This window comes from Isosphaeraceae bacterium EP7, assembly GCA_038400315.1.
In the GTDB taxonomy this organism is placed as follows: domain Bacteria; phylum Planctomycetota; class Planctomycetia; order Isosphaerales; family Isosphaeraceae; genus EP7.
The window spans coordinates 6178175-6195589 of sequence record CP151667.1 but is presented as its reverse complement, the minus strand read 5'-3'; the positions used below and the strand labels follow the sequence as shown (position 1 = coordinate 6195589).

Genomic DNA, 17415 nt, shown 5'->3' with positions numbered 1-17415 from the left:
GTCCCTTGGATCAAAGGGGCGACCACGCCCCGTGCAAAGCTAGCACGGGAACGGCGGATGCAAGGGCCGGGCGGCCGGAGTTCAGGTCGTGTAGTCGGCGTTGAGCCGGATGTACTCGGCGGTCAGGTCGCATGTCCAGAACCGGATGGCGCCGTCGCCGCGGGTCAGGGTGAGTTTGATGGCGGTCTCGCGGTTGGAGCGGATCGAATCCGACACGGCCACCGCGTCGAAGGGGCGGGGGGCCCCATCCTCGTAGAGCAGGACGCCGTTCAGGTGCAGTGACAACTCGGACTCGTCGAACTCGACCCCCGAATAACCGGCCGCCGACACGATCCGGCCCCAGTTGGGGTCGGCGCCGTGGATCGCGGTCTTGACCAGCGGGCTGTCGGCCACAGCCCGCGCGATGGTGCGGGCCTCCTCGCGGTCGATGGTCCCGACCACGTCGATGGTGATCAGGTGCGTCGCCCCCTCGCCGTCCTCGGGGATCATCCGCGCCAGCTCTCCGCAGGCGTCCTTGATGACGTCGGCGAACCGGCCCAGGTCGTCGCCTTCAAGCGGGTCGCCGCCGGCCGCCCCGTTGGCGAGCAGGAAGACCGTGTCGTTGGTGCTGGTGTGCCCCTCGACGGAGATGCAGTTGAACGACGTCTCGACCGCCTCGCCCAGGGCCGCTTGCAGGTCCGTCGGGCTGACGTTGGCGTCGGTCAGCAGGAACCCGAGCATCGTGGCCATCCGCGGGCCGATCATCGCGGCCCCCTTGGCCAGGCCGAGGATGCGGATTTCGCGCCCTGCCAGCTCGATTGTGCGGGCGACGACCTTGGTCCGGGTGTCGGTGGTCATGATCGCCTGGGAGGCCAGCCGGAAGTTTTCCTCGCCGGCGGAGAGTTCGGCGATCGCACCGGCGACCCCGGCCTCGACTTTCGCCATCGGCAGATGATGGCCGATGACGCCCGTCGAGGCGACGAGCACCTGATCGGCCCGGCAGCCGAGCCCTCGCGCGACGTGCTCGGCGGTCGCCGAGACGTCGGCCTCGCCCTGGGCCCCGGTGGCGGCATTGGCGTTGCCGGCGTTGATGACGATGGCGCGGATGGCGCCGGACGGGACGTGGTCGCGGCCCCACTTCACGGGTGCCGCGGCGACCCTGTTCAGCGTGAACGTGCCGGCCGCGCTGCAATCGGTCTCCGAGGCGAGCACCGTCAGGTCCAGGCCCCCCGAGGGCTTGATCCCGGCCCGGACGGCCCCGGCCCGATAGCCCTTCGGAATCTTCAGCGACGCCTGACCGTTCGCACCCGCCATGATTCGCCCGTCCTTCTCGTCCACGTCACTTCGATCGGCCGCCCGTGCTTGACACCGGAAGACACGGCAGCCAGCGTCCAGGTTCGAGGCCCTCGCTCATCCTATGATGGGGGCTCGGGGCGACGCAATCGCCGTTCAGCGGGGCCAGCGGATCGGGGCCGCGAGTCCGACGGCGTCGGACCGCCTTGAAGGCCCCGGCCGCCGCGCCCGTGTCTGGACGACGATCAGGCAGAAGTCCTCGGTCGAGAGGTTGCGCCAGGCGCGAGACGACTCGGGCCTCACCCGCAGCACGGTCCCGGCCGGTGCGTCCACCGCCTCGCCGTCGACCAGGAATTGGCCCCGCCCCTGCGTCACCACGTAGACGACCTCGTCGCGCCGATGTCGGACCAGGTACGGGCTTTCCATCCCCGGCAGCACGCGGAGGAACGAGACTCGTGCTCCTCCCGTCGACGACCGGGCCGACGGATCAAGGTGCCCCGCGGCCGGAATCCGGTAGAGCGAGTCCAGGTAGTCGGACGCCTCAAGCGAGTAAGACGGGGCCTCGTCGTGGGGCGATGACTCGCCCGCCGGCACTCGCCCCGTCATCGCCTCCCTGAGCTGGCCGCCGAAGGCCTGCAAGCCCATCAGTCCCGGGGTCTTCATCGGAATTTCTCCCGCAGGCGAAGGAACCTGATCGTTAATGACTTTCGAGTCATGAATAGTGTCGAGCCGGCCTCGCTGGTGTCAAGGGCACCGTCGCGAGTTGCGGGGTAGAATGGAGGCCCCGACGTTCGTGCGCCGGGACCCGAGTTGTCTGGGGAGCGACACGTGCGCCCGGCCGATCCCGAGAAATTGCCGAGGATCCTCGCGTCGGCCACGAGGCTCTTCGCCGAGCGCGGGTTCCACGCCGTGCGAATGGAAGATATTGCCACCCAGGCGGGGGTGGCCAAGGGGACGCTCTATCTCTTCTTCAAGGACAAGGAGCGGCTCTTTCGCGCGATGGTGGCCGACGCGATGGGCCGGGGGCTCGACGAGGTCGAGTCGCGGCTGGCCGACGTGCCCGGCGCCCGCGATCGCCTTCGCATCGTCATCGACGAGTCGGTGCGCTTCTCCGACCTCTACCCCCACTATCTGGAGGTGCTGCACCAACTCGACAGCACCCCGCCGGAGAAGCGCGACGCGGACATTGAAGCGAAGCGGGCCCGGTATATCGGCCTGATCGTCGAGACGCTGCGTTCGCTAGAAGCCGACGGGGTGGCGCCGATCGGCCAGCCCGAGCGGGCCACGCTGGCCCTGCTGGGGATGCTGCACCGGATCATGGTGGCCACCCCCAGGCCCTGGCCCGACGACCTGGCCGACTGGATCGAGCGGCAGTTCCTCTATGGCCTCGCCGGCGGGCCGGGGCAGTGCTGACCTCGGCCTACTGGGCGGTGTAGCCACCGTCGATGAAGAAGGTCGAGCCGGTCACGAAGCTGGAGGCGTCCGACGCCAGGAAGACGGCGATCGGCCCCAGTTCCTCCGGGTCGCCCCAGCGCTTCATCGGCACCTTGGAGACCATCGTCTCGCGCAGGACGGGGTCGTTCAGCAGGGGAAGGTTGATCTCGGTGGAGAACGGCCCGGGGCAGAGGGCGTTGACGTTCACGCCGTAAGGGGCCCATTCCAGGGCCAGGGTCTTGGTCATCAGCGTCAGCCCCCCCTTGCTCGAGCAGTAAGGGGTCCGATCGGCGAGGCTGATCTCGCCGAGCATGCTGGAGACATTGATCACTCGGCCCCAGCCCCGGGCCTTGAACGGCTTGGCCAGGGCGCGGCAGGCGAGCCAGGGGCCCTTCAGGTTGGTGTCGATCACCGCGTCCCAGTCGGACTCGGCCAGGGTCTCGATCGGCCCCCTGATGTTGATCCCGGCGTTGTTGACCAGGATGTCGACCCCGCCGAAGGCGTCCTGCGCACGGTCGACCATCGCCTCGACGTCGGCGGCGGAGGTCATCTCGGCGGCAAGGCCCAACGTCCTGGCGCCGGTCTGCGAGGCCAGTTCGGCCGCGACCGCCTGCGCCGCGTCGGCCGATCGCGCCGTCAGGATGACTGTCGCTCCCGCCTCGGCAAACGCCTGGCAGATCGCCCGGCCGAGCCCTCGCGAGCCCCCGGTTACCAACGCAACCCGACCGTCGAGCCGGAAACGATCCAGGACACCCATGATTCAGAGCCTCGAATTCTTGGTCGGTGCGGGGCCGCCTCGTCCAGGAGCGACGAGCGAACGCCTGCCCAGGATAACGGGGTAGGGCAAGGGCTGCACGCAGTTTCGATTGGGCTGATCCCGTCGAGATGGTGGGTCATGCTGGTGGTCTGGGGATGGGTCGTAATCAGGGTAAGGGATGGGTAAACCTTGCGTTGGGGGCCTTGGGGAGAGTTGGAGAATTTAGATAAAGACGCTGATGGAGGGGGGGAGCTCTGGACGAAAGTTAACCTTGAGTTGGCGACCCCCAGGTTCGAGCCGGAGGCTCTGGGAATGGGGGCCGCAATCCCGAAATGAAGTCGGGAGTGTTTCGAGGAGCGTCTTGCGATGCGTTACCCATTGTCTGCCTCGCTGGTGGCCCTGATTGCCGGCCTGCTGGCGTTCTCGGCCGATCACTCCGCCGAGGCGGCTAGCTATGCTGGTGCGGCCTCGACCCGTTGTTGCCCCGTCCCACAGGATTGTCAGGGACATACCGAATACCAACTCCAGCGTCAGACCGTGCTCCGTCCCGTGACGGAGACCGTTTATGAGACGCAATTGGTTCCGACCGAGCGCGAGATCACGGAAACGATCTTGCAGCCGAAGACCATCACGACCCTGAAGACCGTCTACGAGCGCGGCTGCCGCGAGGTCCCCTACACGGTCCAGCGCCCGGTCTACCGGACGGTGTCCCGTCAGCAGACCTACACGGTCCAGCGCCCCGTCTCGCGGACGATCTACAAGGACGTCTCCTATACCGTCCAGCGCCCCGTGCGTGAGACGCATCTCGAGACCCGGTCCTACAGCGTCCAGCGGCCCGTCCGCGAGACGTCGTTCCGGTCGGTCCCCTACACGGTCCAGCGGCCCGTGCGGGAAGTGACCTACAAGGACTGCACCTACACGGTCGCCCGCCCCGTGCGTGAAACGCACATGCGGACTGTCCCGTATACCGTCTGCCGCCCCGTGCAGGAGACGGCCTACAAGACGTGCGCCTACAAGGTGATGAAGCAGGTCCCCATCACTTGCTACCGGACGGTTCCTTATACCGTTCAGGTGCCGGTGAAGAAGACCGTCTTCCAGTCCCAGTCGTACACGCAGATGGTCCCCGTCAAGACGTGTGCCTACAAGCAGGTGGCCTACACCGTTTGCAGGCCCGTCTGCGAGACCATCATGAAGGAATGCCGGTATACGACCTACACCCCCGTCCGCAGGACGGTGATGAAGACCTGCTCGTATACGGTGAACCGTCAGGTGCAGGAGACCAGCCTGCGTGAGTGCCGCTACACGGTCAACCGGCAGGTCCAGCAGACGAGCTACAAGACCGTCTGCGAGACCGGCTATCGCAACGTGACGGAGACCAGTGTCCGGACCGTCAACGAGACGGTTTGCGTCCCGCGTACCGTCACCAAGCAGGTTGTCACCGAGTGCGGCCAGTGGGCCACCGAGCAGGTTTACATCCCCGGCAAGGTCGCCTGCGTCAACGGCCAGTGGGTCCAGTGCCCCGGGTCGTACGTCTGCAAGCGAGTCTGGCAGCCGCAGACGGTCGTCCGGAACGTCGAAGAGACGGTCTACGAGCGTCAGGCGATCTGCAAGCAGGTGCCGGTGACCGTCTGCCGCCAGGTGCCCTACACCACCAGCCGCCAGGTCCCCGTCACCACCTGCGTGCTCGTCCCGCAGGAGGTCGTCAAGCAGATCCCCGTGACCACCTGCCGGACGGTCTCCGAGGTCGTCACCAAGCAGGTCCCCGAGACCATCTGCGAGACGGTCGCCAACGAGGTCGTCAAGCAGGTCCCCGTCACCGTCCGCCGCAACGTCACCGAGACCGCGTACAGGACCGTCCCCTACACGGTCTGCAACATGGTCCCCCGCACCTGCGTCAAGCAGGTCCCGGTCTGCGTCACCGAGATGGTCAGCCGGACGGCTTGCCGCCAGGAAGCCTACCAGTCCAGCAAGACCGTCGCCGAGATCGCCTACCGCCAGGTGCCGTACACCGTCACCCGGATGGTCAAGGAAACCGCCTATCGCCAGGATCCGGTGACCACCTGCCGGATGGTCCGCGAGACCATGGTCAAGCGGGTTCCCGTGACGATTTGCCGGATGGTCTCCGAGACGTGCGTCAAGCAGGTCCCGGTCGTCACCTGCCGGATGGTCACCGAGACCAAGCAGTGCTCCGTCCCCGTGACCACCTGCCGCCTGGTGGCCGAGACCTGCGTCAAGCGGGTCGCCCAGACCGTCTGCGAGACCGTCTGCGAGACTCGTACTCGCTGCGTTCCCGAGACCGTCTGCGAGCTCCAGACCGTGCAGTGCATCCGCAGGGAGCCGTTCACGACCTGCAAGCAGATCCCGGTCACCTCGACCATCTGCGAGCCGGTCTGCGTCACCCGCAAGGTGATGGAGACCAAGGCCATCTGCGTCCCCCGGACGATCTGCAAGCAGGTGCCGGTGACGGTCTGCGTGCAGGTGCCGGTCACCGTCGAGTGCGCCGCCGTGCTGCCGTCGAGCCAGAGCATCCTGGCCTCGCCGCAGGGTGCCCAGCCGCTGGCGATCGCCTCGTGCGACCCCTGCGACCGCCGTCATCCCCTGGTCGGACGCCTGTTCCGCCGCTGAGTTGAATCAGCCCGTCGAAACACTGCCGACTCGACCGGACGCCTCCCGAGACCACTCGGGGGGCGTCCGTTTTTTCGTCGACACCCCAGGGCCCCGCATCAGGATGCCGGGCCGTCCATCGCCCCCGTCGCGATGAGCCGGTCGAGCATCGGCCTGAGCTTGCTGAAGGCGCGGGCGCGGTGGCTGAGCTGATGCTTGGCCAGGGCCCCCATCTGGGCGAAGGTCTTGTGATACTCGGGAATCAGGAAGAGCGGATCATATCCGAATCCGCCCTCGCCGTTCCCTTCGCGGATGATTCGCCCGCGGCAGGCGCCCTCGGCCTCGAGGCGGATGGCGCCGGTCGGATCGGCCAGGGCGAGGGCGCAGACGAAGGCGGCGCCTCGACGCGATTCGGGGATTTCGGCCAGGTCGGCGAGCAGCTTCAGGTTGTTGGCGCCGTCGTCGCCGTGGGTGCCGGCGTAGCGGGCCGACATGACGCCGGGGGCCCCGTTGAGGGCGTCGACGGCCAGGCCCGAGTCATCGGCGAGGACCCAGGCGTTGAGCGCCAGGGCGACCTCGGAGGCCTTCTTCGCGGCGTTGTCGGCGAAGGTCGTGGCATCTTCGACCACGTCGGCCAGGTCGGGGTGGGCGTCGAGGGAATGGACGTCGAGCCGCCCGAGGCGGGCGTTCGACTCCCAGGGCGGGTTGATGAGCTGGGCCAGCTCGCGCAGCTTCTTGGCGTTGCGGGTGCCCAGGTAGAGGCGGATCGGGTCGTTCATCGGGTGTCTGCTCGTATGGTGTCGACGACTCGGGGCGGGGCACTGCGTCGTGTCCCGCCCTTCGTGTGCCATGGTGGCCTTGCTTCGGGCTTGCTCGCTCAGCCCTTGATGCGTGCCAGGTCGGTCAGCTTCTCGGACGGGGCGACCATGATGTCGCCTTCCTTCTTGTTGATCGTGCTGGTGCGGTCGCCGGCGGCACGCAGCAGCTTCTCGCGGAGCTGACCGGCGGCCGGGTCGACCGGGTCGGTGAACGAGCCCATGAAGACTTTGCTGCTGGACCGGTCGTGGTAGACGTAGGGCTTGTAGCCGGTCTGCCGCAGGGCCGGGTCCTTGGACAGGGTCTCGGCCAGCCGCTCGGCATCATCCGCGGCGGTGGCCAGCGGGCTCGTCTTCAGCGCCGACTGGCTGAGGAAGGTCTTGTTGTTGACGTCGGTCGTCGACCGGCCGCTGAAGTCGGCGACCAGCAGCGAGTACTGCCCGGGGCACTGGTAGATGGCGTGTGGGCCGCCGTTCATCTGCTTGATGATCGGGTCGGCCTTCTGCGAGTAGAGATGCTGCACGGGGATGTAGGGGTTGGTGGTCATCGAGGCGCGGCTGAGGCTCTTGTCGCGCCAGTGGAAAATGGTCGGGATGCCGTTGAGGCAAGCCGGCTTGATCTTCTTGACCTGGTGGAGCAGCTTCTCCGACTCGTCCTTCGACTTGCACTTGCCCACCATCACCGCCGCCTCGTCGTAAGTGCGGTACTTCTCCGGCGGCGTGATGTTGGGCTGGTTGATGTACTTCGGGGCCGTCGGTGGCACGTTATGCACGTTGCTGCGGCCGGGGAAATCCTTGAGCTGGAGGACATAGGCCGGCAGGCCCAGCGCACGCAGCTCCTTCGTCAGGGCGATGGCGTACTTGACCGCGTTGGGGTCGCGGAAGGTGTGGGCCAGCACCATGAACGGGCCGGCGTCCTTGGTCAGCAGGTAGGGCTCGACCGGCTCGTCGGGCAGCGAGATCGTCGGCTGCGGCGTGTCTTCCAGCGACAGGGGCGACGGGACCGAGCCGGCGGGGACCAGCTTCGGGTCCTTCTTGGCCGGCGCTTCGTCGACCGCGACGGGGGTGGCCTGAGCGGCCGCGGCCGCCGCCTTGGCCTGGGCCGCGGCGCGGTTGCCGCCGAGTCGGAAGCCCCTGCCTGCGGGGCTCTGGGCAAGGACCGGTGCCGATAAGCAGGCCAGCGCGGTCAGCGCCTTCAAGGTCAGCGAAGCGTTCATAAGGTGTCCCTCTCCTCCATGCCTGGATACGCGAGTCCTGGGCGTCCTTGCCGGGATTCGGGCGCGATGCGGGCAGGCTCGAGTGGGCTCCGGCGACGATCGGCGGGGACTTTAGCACAAGGCCCCATCGTTGCCCAGCCGGATTACGGGCCGCCCCGGAGCCGTCGGCACTCGAACCTCAGCCCCGGGAAATTCGGGGAGAAGTCGCACTCGCCGCGCTCCGGAGCCGGTCACCGGTTCTCGCCATCGGCCTGACGAGAATCCCTGCAAGGCGACCGGCCCGCACGTTCAGGACAAGGGCTTCTTGCCCCTGAGCCCCCGCAGCTTCTCGCCGATCGTCCGCTTCAGCTCGTCGCGCAGGCGCTCGACGATCGAGTCCTCACGCGCCTCGCGGAGGATCTCGTGGATGACGGTCTTGATGCCCGCGGGGCCCCACTGGCACCCCTGCTTCAGATAGAACTTCGCCCCGTGTCCCAGGAAGTACGACGTGGAGGCGGCCGTGCTCCCGAGGGTCAGCCCCAGAGCGGTGTACCCCAGAGCGGCCAGCGGCAGGGCCATCCCTCCGGTCGCCGCGGTGGCCCCGCCCAGCGACGCCTTGATCCCCCAGCCGGCCAGGCGGGTGATGACCTCGACGGCCCCGAGCGCGCCCTGGGCCCGGATCATGTCGTAGACCAGGCTGCGGGCGGTCTGCTGAGTGAGCGCGATCCCGTAGAGCCGGCTCAGGCCGACGATCATCGCCACGTCGACGGCTAGGCCGCCGGCCATGTCGGCCACCGGGATCGGGTTCAGCCCGACGGCCGCGCCCTTGGCCAGCGAGTAGTTCCAGATCAGGCGATTGGCGGCCTCGTCGCGGATCCGCAGCTTGTGCGCCACGATCTCTTCGTGCAGGTCGCCGGCGAAGAGCAGAGTATTGAGGGCCACGAGCGCCTTCCCCTCGCGCTCGAGCACGTCGAGGATCCGCCGCTTCAGGGCCCCGACGTCGGGCTCGGGACGCTCCCACTCCACGGTCTTGGTGCCGTTGGCCAGCCTCGTGACGACCTTGATCGGGTCGGGCCGTGCGGCCGTCATCACCACGTCGTCGGGCCGCACCAGGGCCCGCACTCGCTCGTCCTTGATCTTGGCGTAGATGGCGTCGCGGTCGGTGTCCGGGTAGCGGTCGATCTGGTTGAAGACGAGGATGATCGGCTTCTTGGCCTCGCGCAAGGTGGCCAGGGCCTCGAACTCGACGCGCTGCATGTCGCCGGAGACGACGAAGAGGATCAGGTCGGCGTGCCGCGCGACGTCCCGGGCCGCCTTCTCGCGGGCCTCGCCCCCCACCTCGTCGATGCCGGGGGTGTCGACCAGCACCAGCTTCGAGCCGTGAAACGTGTGGTCGGCCGAGGTCGCGCCTTCCCAGCGTTCGGTCCCCCGGCTGACGGTCGTGCCGTGCGTGGCCCCCGCCTGGAAGATCTCGCGACCGAGCAGGGCGTTGAGGACCGACGACTTGCCGCGACTGACCATGCCGAAGGCGGCGATCTCCACGCTCCCCTCGTCGAGCTTCACGGCCAGGTCGCGCAACTGGCCGATCTCGCCTGAGAGCGCCTGCTCCTCCTCGGGGCTGAGCTTCAAGCCCTTGATCGTCTGCTCCAGGCTCTCGCGGGCGCGGACGAACAGGCCGTCGCCGTCGGTGGCGCCCGCGGCGCGGATCGCATCATCGAGGGCCGCCTGGACTGCGGCCTCGTCGGCCAGATTCTGGAGCGGGGTGCCTGGGGCTTCGACCGGATCCGGCATCGGCGGGCCTCTGGAGAATTTCGACCGGGGCTGGGTTCGGGTTGGATCTGAATCTCAGGCGAACGAAGTCGCGAACCCTTCGCGGACGACCCGCTCGCACCAGGCAGCCGCGCGGAGCGTCGCGGCCGACGACCCCGCCCTCGGGCCGATCCCTGCGAGCTGGATGCCCAGCGGCAGCCCTTCGGCCGACAGCCCGACCGGGAACGTGACGACGGGCAGGCCCAGGAAGCTGAACGGGGCGTTCATCGACGGGTCCCCCGTAGTCGTTCGGTCGGGGGCCGCCCCCATTGTGGCCGGCGCGGCCAATAAATCGCCGTCGATCCGCGACCCGGCCGACCTGAGGGCCTCCTGCCGCTCACGGGCCACTCGATAGTCGTCGGCCGCAACCTTCAGGCCTTCCTCGACCAGCAGCCGGATCCGCGGCGGGTAGTCCCCTGGAAGCTCGGCCATCCGCGCCGCATGGACGTGCGCGGCCTCGACGGCGACGATTTTGCGGTAGTCGGCCAAAATCTCCTCGAAGGGGAGGGGGTCGGCCACGCCGATCATGGTGGCGCCGGCCCGGTCCAGCGCCTCGAGGGCCCGGTCGAAGGCCCGGCGCATCGAGTCCTCGGCCCGCTGGAGCATCCAGGCCGCCACGAGGACCCTCGGCGGCGCGTCGTCCTTCGCTTCGAAATCGCTCGAAGGGGCCAGCACGCGCTGGAGGTGGATCAGGTCGGCCACGCAGCGGGCCATCGGGCCGGGGTGGTCCAGGTGCTCGGCGAGAGGCACCACCCCGCGTGTCGGGTTCTCGCCGAATCGCGGCTTGAAGCCGGCGATGCCGCAGTACGACGATGGCCTGACGATCGAGCCCCCCGTCTGGGTGCCGATCGCCCCCAGGCACATCCCCGAGGCCAGCGCCGCGGCCGAGCCCGACGACGAGCCCCCCGGCGTCCGGTCCAGGTCCCAGGGGTTATGCGTGACGGCGGGGTCGACCCAGGCATAGGCGGTCGTCACCGTCTTGCCCAGGATGACCGCGCCGGCGGCCCGCAGCCTGGCCACGACCTCGGCATCGTCCGCGGCCGCCCCCTTCGCCCACTGCTTCGCCCCGGCCGCCGTGGGCAGCCCCTCTACGTCGACAATATCCTTGATCCCCAGCGGGATGCCGTGCAGAGGCCCCCGGTCGAGCCCCGAGGCCAGGTCGGCATCGAGCCCGGCGGCCTGCCTGGCGGCCCCCTCGCGGTCGACCACCACCCAGGCCCTGACATCCGCTTCGCGGTCGTCGATGCGAGCCAGGCAGAGCCCCAGCAGCCCGACGCAGGTCAGCCGCCCGTCGCGCAGGGCCCGGCCGACGCCCTCGATGGTCTCATCGGCCGGGGGGAACAGATTCATCGACGGGGGCCTTTCCCGGGCCTGGCCGGGGTCTGGAAGTGGGGTGTCCGTGCGGTCATTGTAGTGGCCAATGCCCGCCGTTGACAGCGAACTGCGGGCAACTCCGGAACGACCTGGACATGGAGTGAACCGCGGCCAACGCTGGCTTGTTCAACCACGACAGAGTCGGGCCGGTCTTCCACCCGCGCGATCCAGGCGGGACAATCATAGGTCGGGTCGACGGCGTCGCCGTCGGGACGCCAGGGGTCCGAGGGATGCGCTGATGGCTGGCTCGTTGGTGACGCTTTCTTCCGCCGGTGCCTACTCGCTGAGGGGCAGGGCACCGGTACGACCTTCGCTGCTGCTCGCCCTCACGTTGCTCATGCATCCGGCCCAATCCCGGGCCGACGACGAGCCGCCCAGGCTCCCTGTGCCCGGCACCGCCGAGGCCACCGCCCCGCGCGCCGGCGTGGCCGAGCCCACCGTCATCCTCGACCCCAAGCCCCCCGGCCCCGCGCCGGCCGGCATGACCTGGATCCCGCCCGGTCGGTTCTCGATGGGCAGCGACTACGAGCCGTTCCGCGACGCCCGGCCGATCCACACCGTCGAGCTCGACGGCTTCTGGATGGACACCACCCCCGTCACCAACGCCCAGTTCGCCGCCTTCGTCAAGGCGGCCGCGTACATCACCGTCGCCGAGCGTAAGCCAGATCCCAAAGACTTTCCCGGCGCGCCAGAGGCAAACCTCGTCCCCGGCTCCCTGGTCTTCACCCCCCCGGTCGGCCGGGTGAATCTCGAAGACCTCTCCGCATGGTGGCGTTACGTCCCGGGGGCTAGCTGGAGGCACCCCGAGGGGCCGGGCAGCGACCTGGTCGGGCGCGACGATCATCCGGTGGTGCAGGTCTGCTGGGACGACGCCGCCGCCTACGCTCGCTGGGCCGGCAAGCGTCTCCCCACCGAGTCCGAGTTCGAGTATGCCGCGCGCGGCGCCTTGTCCCAGAAATCGTACGCCTGGGGCGACGAGTTCCGCCCCAAGGGGTCCATCATGGCCAACACCTGGCAGGGCCGGTTCCCCGACCGCAATACCCGCGACGACGGCTTCTCGCGCACCTCGCCCGTCGGCCAGTTTCCCGCCAACGGCTTCGGCCTGAAGGATATGGCCGGCAACGTCTGGCAGTGGTGCGCCGACTGGTACCGCCCCGACGCCTACCGCTTCGGTGCTCGCAAGAACCCCACCGGCCCCACCAACGGCTTCGACCCCCAGGAACCGGGCCAGCTCAAGCGCGTCCAGCGCGGCGGCTCGTTCCTGTGCAGCGACCAGTATTGCTCGCGTTATATGCCCGGAGGCCGCGGCCGGGGCTCCGTCGATACCGGCTCGTCCCACCTGGGCTTCCGCTGCGCAAAGACCCCGGAATCCGGCCGCTAGCGAGGTTCCCGAAGCGAACGCTCTGGCCGGGCAAGGTCCCCTTTGAGCGGGCCCGATCGCCCCGCCGAGATCCTCGATCCCTTGTCAAACAACGCCTGATGGACAAGAGTAGAACCCTCTCCCACGCGCCGAATTCCCGACGGGGACACGCCGAGATGAGCCGACCCGCAACCGCCTGGATGGCCCTGGCCCTGGCCCTGTCGGCCAACGCCGCCCGCGCCGGCGATCCCGCCGACGCGACGGCTGCCGCCGTGCCCGACTTCGACCGCCAGGTCCGCGCGATCCTCTCCGACAAGTGCTACGCCTGCCACGGACCCGACGCCGAACGCCGCAAGGCGGACCTCAGGCTCGATACCCCCGAAGGGCTCTTCGGCGCCGGCAAGTCGGGCGAGAAGGCGGTGGTCGCCGGCAACCTCGACGACAGCGAGGTCTATCAGCGCCTCATCGCCGAGGAGCCCGACCGGCGGATGCCGCCGGCCAAGGGGGGCAAGCCCCTCACCGAGGCCGAGGCCGCCACCCTCAAGGCCTGGATCGCCGGCGGCGCCCCGTTCCGTCGCCACTGGGCGTTCCAGCCCCCAGTCCGGCCGTCGATCCCCGCAGTCAAGCGTCAGGACTGGGCCCGCAACCCCATCGACTCGTTCGTCCTGGCGAGGCTGGAGAGGGAAGGGCTCGCCCCGGCCCCCCAGGCCGATACCGCCACGCTCATGCGCCGCCTGAGCCTCGACCTCATCGGCCTGCCCCCGACCCTATCCGAACTCGACTCCGCCCTCGGCGACCGCGGCCCTGAGCCCCTCAGCAGGGCGACCGACCGGCTGCTGGACAGCCCGCGCCATGGCGAGCGCTGGGCCCGCATCTGGCTCGACGCCGCCCGGTATGCTGACTCCGACGGCTTCGAGAAGGACAAGCCGCGCAACGTCTGGTTCTATCGCGACTGGGTCATCAACGCGATCAACCGCGACCTCCCCTATGACAGGTTCATCGTCGAGCAGATTGCCGGCGATCTGCTGCCGGGCGCCACGCAGGATCAGACCGTCGCGACGGGCTATCTGCGCAACTCGATGATCAACGAAGAGGGGGGGGCCGACCCCGAGCAGTTCCGCATGGAGGCGATGTTCGACCGGATGGACGCCATCGGCAAAGGGATCCTCGGCCTGACCATCCAGTGCGCCCAGTGCCACACGCACAAGTTCGACCCGATCACGCATGATGATTACTATCGCCTGTTCGCCTTCCTGAACGAGTCGCACGAGTCCAACGTCGCCGTCTACACCGCCGCCGATCAGACCCGCCGCGCCGACCTCTTCCGCCAGGTCGCCGAGATCGAGGACGACCTCAAGCACAGGACCCCCGACTGGCCCGCTCGCATGGCCGCCTGGGAGGCCACGACGAAGGCCGAGGCCGGGCCCGAATGGGTCGTCATCCGCCCGGCCGTCGACCCGCTCTCCGACGGCGGCGAGAAGTTCCAGGCGATGGACGACGGCTCGCTGCTCTGCCAGGGCTACGCCCCCACCAAGCACCGGCTCAAGCTCACGGCCACCCTGCCGTCCGACCTGAAGGGCATCCGCGCCTTCCGCCTTGAGCAGCTCAACGATCCCAACCTGCCGCTCGGCGGGCCCGGCCGGTCGCCCGAGGGGACCTCCGCCCTCACCGAGTTTGCCGTCGAGGCCGCCCCCGCGGACACGCCCGACAAGACCAAGCCGGTCAAGCTCGTCTCGGCCACCGCCGATGTCAACCCGCCCGAGACCCCCTTGAAGTCGATGTACGACGACAAGAGCGGCAAGCTCCGGGTCACCGGCCCCGTCGCGTTCGCCATCGACGACAAGCCCGAGACCGCCTGGGGCATCGACGTCGGCCCGGCCCGCCGCAACCAGCCCAGGCAGGCCGTCTTCGTCGCACAGGAGCCCATCAGCCACGACGCAGGCACCGCCCTGACGGTCTACCTCGCCCAGAACCACGGCGGCTGGAACAGCGACGACAACCAGAACCACAACCTCGGCCGCTTCCGCCTCTCCGTCACCACCTCCGAAAACGCCAAGGCCGACCCCATTCCCGCCGCCGTCCGCAAGGCCCTGGACGTTCCCGCCGAGAGCCGGACCCCCGCCCAGGTCGCCGCCATCTTCGCCCACTGGCGGACCACCGTCGCCGACTGGAAGGACGCCAACGACCGCATCAACGCCCTCTGGGCCACCCACCCCGAAGGCTCCGCCCAGCTCGTCTTGAAGGCCCGCGAGACCCCCAGGATGACGCACGTCCTGGAGCGCGGAGACTTCCTCAAGCCGGGCAAGACGGTGGCCCCCGGCACCCCCGGGTTCCTCAACGCCCTGCCGGCCGACGCACCGACCGACCGCCTCTCCTTCGCCCGCTGGCTGGTCGACCGCCGCTCGCCCACCACCGCGCGGGCGGCGGTCAACCGCGTCTGGCAGTCGTACTTCGGCACCGGCCTGGTCTCCACCAGCGAAGACCTCGGCTCGCAGGGCGAGGCCCCCACCCATCCCGAGCTGCTCGACTGGCTGGCCGTCGAGTTCATGGACGGCGGCTGGAGCATGAAGGCGCTCCATAAGCTGATCACCGAGTCGGCCACCTACCGGCAGTCGTCCGTCGTCTCGCCCGAGATGGCGGCCCGCGACCCCGAGAACAGGCTGCTGGCCCGCGGCCCCCGGTTCAGGGTCGACGCCGAGGTGGTCCGCGACGTGGCGCTCGCGGCCAGCGGGCTGCTGGACGACACGATCGGCGGCCCCAGCGTCTTCCCCCCCGCCCCCGAGTTCCTCTTCCAGCCGCCGGCCAGCTATGGGCCCAAGACCTGGGCCGAGTCCAAGGGTGCGGGACGCTTCCGTCGTGCCCTGTACACGTTCCGCTATCGGTCAGTCCCCTACCCGGCGCTCCAGGTCTTCGACGCTCCCAACGGCGACTTCGCCTGCGTCCGCCGCAGCCGGTCCAACACGCCGCTCCAGGCGCTCACCACCCTGAACGAGCCCCTGGCCCTCGACTGCGCCCGCGCCATGGCCCTCCGCGTCCTCCGCGAAGGGGGGAACTCCGACCCCGAGCGCATCGCCTACGCCTTCCGCCTCTGCACCGGCCGCACGCCCGAGGACCGCGAGACGGCCCCGCTCCTGGCGTTGCTCCAGCGCCAGGCCAAGCGGTTCGGGCCCGGGGGCGTCGACCCCTGGACCCTCGCCGCCTCAGACCCGGCGAAGCCGCCCGCCTTGCCCGAGGGAGTCACCCCGGCGCAGGCGGCCTCCTGGACCGCCGCCTCACGCGTGCTGCTGAATCTGGACGAGACCATCACCAAACCCTGAGGCGAGGCGACCGATGAACTGTCAGGATCACCTGTATCGACGCCTCGACCCCCGACAGGTCGCCCGCCGCTGGTTCCTCCAGCAGTGCGGCGTCGGCCTCGGCTCGATGGCCCTCGGCCAGCTCATGACCGACGGCGGCTACGCCTCGGCGCTCTCGGACTCGGACAACGCGAACGCCGCGGCCGGCCCGCTCTCGCCCAAAAAGCCGCACTTCGCCCCCAAGGCCAAGCGCGTCATCTTCCTGTTCATGGCCGGAGCCCCCAGCCACCTGGAGCTGTTCGACTACAAGCCGAAGCTCGCCCAGTTCGACGGCACGCTCCCCCCGCCCGAGCTGCTCAAGGGGTATCGCGCGGCGTTCATCAACCCCAACTCCAAGCTGCTCGGCCCCAAGTTCAAGTTCGCCAAGCATGGACAGAGCGGCGCCGAGCTGTCTGAGCTGCTCCCCAAGCTGGCCGAGGTGGCCGACGACATCGCCATCGTGAAATCGATGTCGACCGACGCCTTCAACCACGCGCCGGCTCAGATTCTGATGAGCACCGGCTCGCAGCAATTCGGCCGCCCCAGCCTCGGCTCGTGGGCCACCTACGGCCTCGGCTCCGAGTCCCGCGACCTGCCGCACTTCGTCGTCTTCAGCTCGGGCAAGAAGGGGCCCAGCGGCGGCAATTCCAACTGGGGAAGTGGATTCCTGCCCACCGTCTACCAGGGGGTCCAGTTCCGCGGCGGCGGCGAGCCCGTCCTCTACCTCTCCAACCCACCCGGGGTCGACGACGAGCTCCAGCGCGACACGCTCGACACCCTGGGCCAGCTCAATCGCGTACGCCTGGAGGCCACCGGCGACCCCGAGATCGCCACCCGCATCAACTCGTTCGAGATGGCCGGCCGCATGCAGGCCAACGCCCCCGAGGTGATGGACATCGGCCTTGAGAGCAAGGAAACCCTCGCCCTCTACGGCGCCGAGCCCGGCAAGCCGTCGTTCGCCGCCAACTGCCTGCTGGCCCGCCGGCTGGTGGAACGCGGGGTCCGGTTCGTCGAGATCTTCCACGAGGCCTGGGACCAGCACGGCAACCTCGTCGCCGACCTGAAGCACAACTGCCAGGACACCGACCAGGCCGCCGCCGCGCTCATCAAAGACCTTAAGCGCACCGGCCTGCTCGACGAGACCCTCGTCATCTGGGGGGGCGAGTTCGGCCGCACGCCGATGGTGCAGGGGGGCAACGACGGCCGCGACCACCACCCCAACGCCTTCACCATGTGGATGGCCGGCGGCGGCATCAAGCCAGGCGTCACCCTGGGCGAGACCGACGACCTCGGCTTCGGCGTGGCCCGCGACAAGGTCCACGTCAACGACCTCCACGCCACGATCCTCCACCTCCTCGGTTTCGACCACACCAAGCTGGTCGTCCGCTCCCAGGGCCGAGACTTCCGCCTCACCGACGTCGCCGGCCGCGTCGTCAAGGAGTTGCTCGCCTAAAAATAG

12 protein-coding genes are annotated in these 17415 nt (G+C 69.1%); 5 read left to right on the top strand and 7 right to left on the bottom strand.

Annotation, left to right across the window (positions count from 1 at the left end):
* Positions 1-81: 81 nt before the first annotated feature.
* Positions 82-1293, bottom strand: a complete 1212-nt coding sequence (argJ, locus tag EP7_RS24465) for a bifunctional glutamate N-acetyltransferase/amino-acid acetyltransferase ArgJ (RefSeq protein ID WP_463524826.1) — start codon at positions 1291-1293, stop codon at positions 82-84.
* 135 nt (positions 1294-1428) lie between these two features.
* On the bottom strand, positions 1429-1935 hold the full coding sequence (locus EP7_RS24460) for a cupin domain-containing protein (protein WP_463524825.1): 507 nt from the start codon (positions 1933-1935) through the stop codon (positions 1429-1431).
* A gap of 165 nt (positions 1936-2100) precedes the next feature.
* Here EP7_RS24460 and EP7_RS24455 point away from each other — a divergent pair, with 165 nt between their 5' ends.
* On the top strand, positions 2101-2685 hold the full coding sequence (locus EP7_RS24455) for a TetR/AcrR family transcriptional regulator (RefSeq protein ID WP_463524824.1): 585 nt from the start codon (positions 2101-2103) through the stop codon (positions 2683-2685).
* A gap of 7 nt (positions 2686-2692) precedes the next feature.
* On the opposite strand, the gene EP7_RS24450 is transcribed toward EP7_RS24455, so the two are convergent.
* Positions 2693-3463 (bottom strand): SDR family NAD(P)-dependent oxidoreductase, encoded by a 771-nt coding sequence (locus EP7_RS24450; RefSeq protein ID WP_463524823.1) that lies wholly within the window; start codon positions 3461-3463, stop codon positions 2693-2695.
* A 366-nt stretch (positions 3464-3829) separates the two neighbouring features.
* Here EP7_RS24450 and EP7_RS24445 point away from each other — a divergent pair, with 366 nt between their 5' ends.
* Complete coding sequence (locus tag EP7_RS24445) at positions 3830-6088, top strand: hypothetical protein (RefSeq protein WP_463524822.1); 2259 nt, start codon at positions 3830-3832, stop codon at positions 6086-6088.
* A gap of 98 nt (positions 6089-6186) precedes the next feature.
* Here EP7_RS24445 and rdgB read toward each other — a convergent pair whose 3' ends face one another.
* The 4 genes from rdgB to EP7_RS24425 form a co-directional block, all read right to left on the bottom strand.
* The gene (gene rdgB / locus EP7_RS24440; RefSeq protein WP_463524821.1) at positions 6187-6846 is read right to left on the bottom strand and encodes an RdgB/HAM1 family non-canonical purine NTP pyrophosphatase; all 660 of its coding nucleotides are present in this window, start codon (positions 6844-6846) and stop codon (positions 6187-6189) included.
* Between the two features lie 98 nt (positions 6847-6944).
* Complete coding sequence (locus EP7_RS24435; protein ID WP_463524820.1) at positions 6945-8099, bottom strand: hypothetical protein; 1155 nt, start codon at positions 8097-8099, stop codon at positions 6945-6947.
* 288 nt (positions 8100-8387) lie between these two features.
* The gene (locus tag EP7_RS24430) at positions 8388-9869 is read right to left on the bottom strand and encodes a DUF697 domain-containing protein (RefSeq protein ID WP_463524819.1); all 1482 of its coding nucleotides are present in this window, start codon (positions 9867-9869) and stop codon (positions 8388-8390) included.
* 54 nt (positions 9870-9923) lie between these two features.
* Positions 9924-11237 (bottom strand): amidase, encoded by a 1314-nt coding sequence (locus tag EP7_RS24425; RefSeq protein WP_463524818.1) that lies wholly within the window; start codon positions 11235-11237, stop codon positions 9924-9926.
* Positions 11238-11499: 262 nt separating this feature from the next.
* Between EP7_RS24425 and EP7_RS24420 the strand changes: the two genes are divergently transcribed.
* From EP7_RS24420 to EP7_RS24410, 3 genes are all read left to right on the top strand, one after another.
* Positions 11500-12642, top strand: coding sequence for a formylglycine-generating enzyme family protein (locus EP7_RS24420; RefSeq protein ID WP_463524817.1), 1143 nt, complete (start codon positions 11500-11502; stop codon positions 12640-12642).
* Between the two features lie 155 nt (positions 12643-12797).
* Positions 12798-15938: a PSD1 and planctomycete cytochrome C domain-containing protein gene (locus EP7_RS24415; RefSeq protein ID WP_463524816.1), complete on the top strand. Its 3141-nt coding sequence runs from the start codon at positions 12798-12800 to the stop codon at positions 15936-15938.
* 13 nt (positions 15939-15951) lie between these two features.
* Entirely contained in the window at positions 15952-17409 is a 1458-nt protein-coding gene (locus EP7_RS24410; RefSeq protein WP_463524815.1) for a DUF1501 domain-containing protein, read from the top strand.
* The last annotated feature ends 6 nt before the right edge of the window (positions 17410-17415 follow it).

Bases quoted from the DNA above. Each gene is read 5' to 3' on its own strand.
- EP7_RS24450 (WP_463524823.1), bottom strand. From the start codon at position 3,463: ATGGGTGTCCTGGATCGTTTCCGGCTCGACGGTCGGGTTGCGTTGGTA.
- EP7_RS24420 (WP_463524817.1), top strand. From the start codon at position 11,500: ATGGCTGGCTCGTTGGTGACGCTTTCTTCCGCCGGTGCCTACTCGCTG.
- EP7_RS24410 (WP_463524815.1), top strand. From the start codon at position 15,952: ATGAACTGTCAGGATCACCTGTATCGACGCCTCGACCCCCGACAGGTC.
- EP7_RS24460 (WP_463524825.1), bottom strand. From the start codon at position 1,935: ATGAAGACCCCGGGACTGATGGGCTTGCAGGCCTTCGGCGGCCAGCTC.
- EP7_RS24430 (WP_463524819.1), bottom strand. From the start codon at position 9,869: ATGCCGGATCCGGTCGAAGCCCCAGGCACCCCGCTCCAGAATCTGGCC.
- argJ (WP_463524826.1), bottom strand. From the start codon at position 1,293: ATGGCGGGTGCGAACGGTCAGGCGTCGCTGAAGATTCCGAAGGGCTAT.
- rdgB (WP_463524821.1), bottom strand. From the start codon at position 6,846: ATGAACGACCCGATCCGCCTCTACCTGGGCACCCGCAACGCCAAGAAG.
- EP7_RS24415 (WP_463524816.1), top strand. From the start codon at position 12,798: ATGAGCCGACCCGCAACCGCCTGGATGGCCCTGGCCCTGGCCCTGTCG.
- EP7_RS24435 (WP_463524820.1), bottom strand. From the start codon at position 8,099: ATGAACGCTTCGCTGACCTTGAAGGCGCTGACCGCGCTGGCCTGCTTA.
- EP7_RS24445 (WP_463524822.1), top strand. From the start codon at position 3,830: ATGCGTTACCCATTGTCTGCCTCGCTGGTGGCCCTGATTGCCGGCCTG.
- EP7_RS24425 (WP_463524818.1), bottom strand. From the start codon at position 11,237: ATGAATCTGTTCCCCCCGGCCGATGAGACCATCGAGGGCGTCGGCCGG.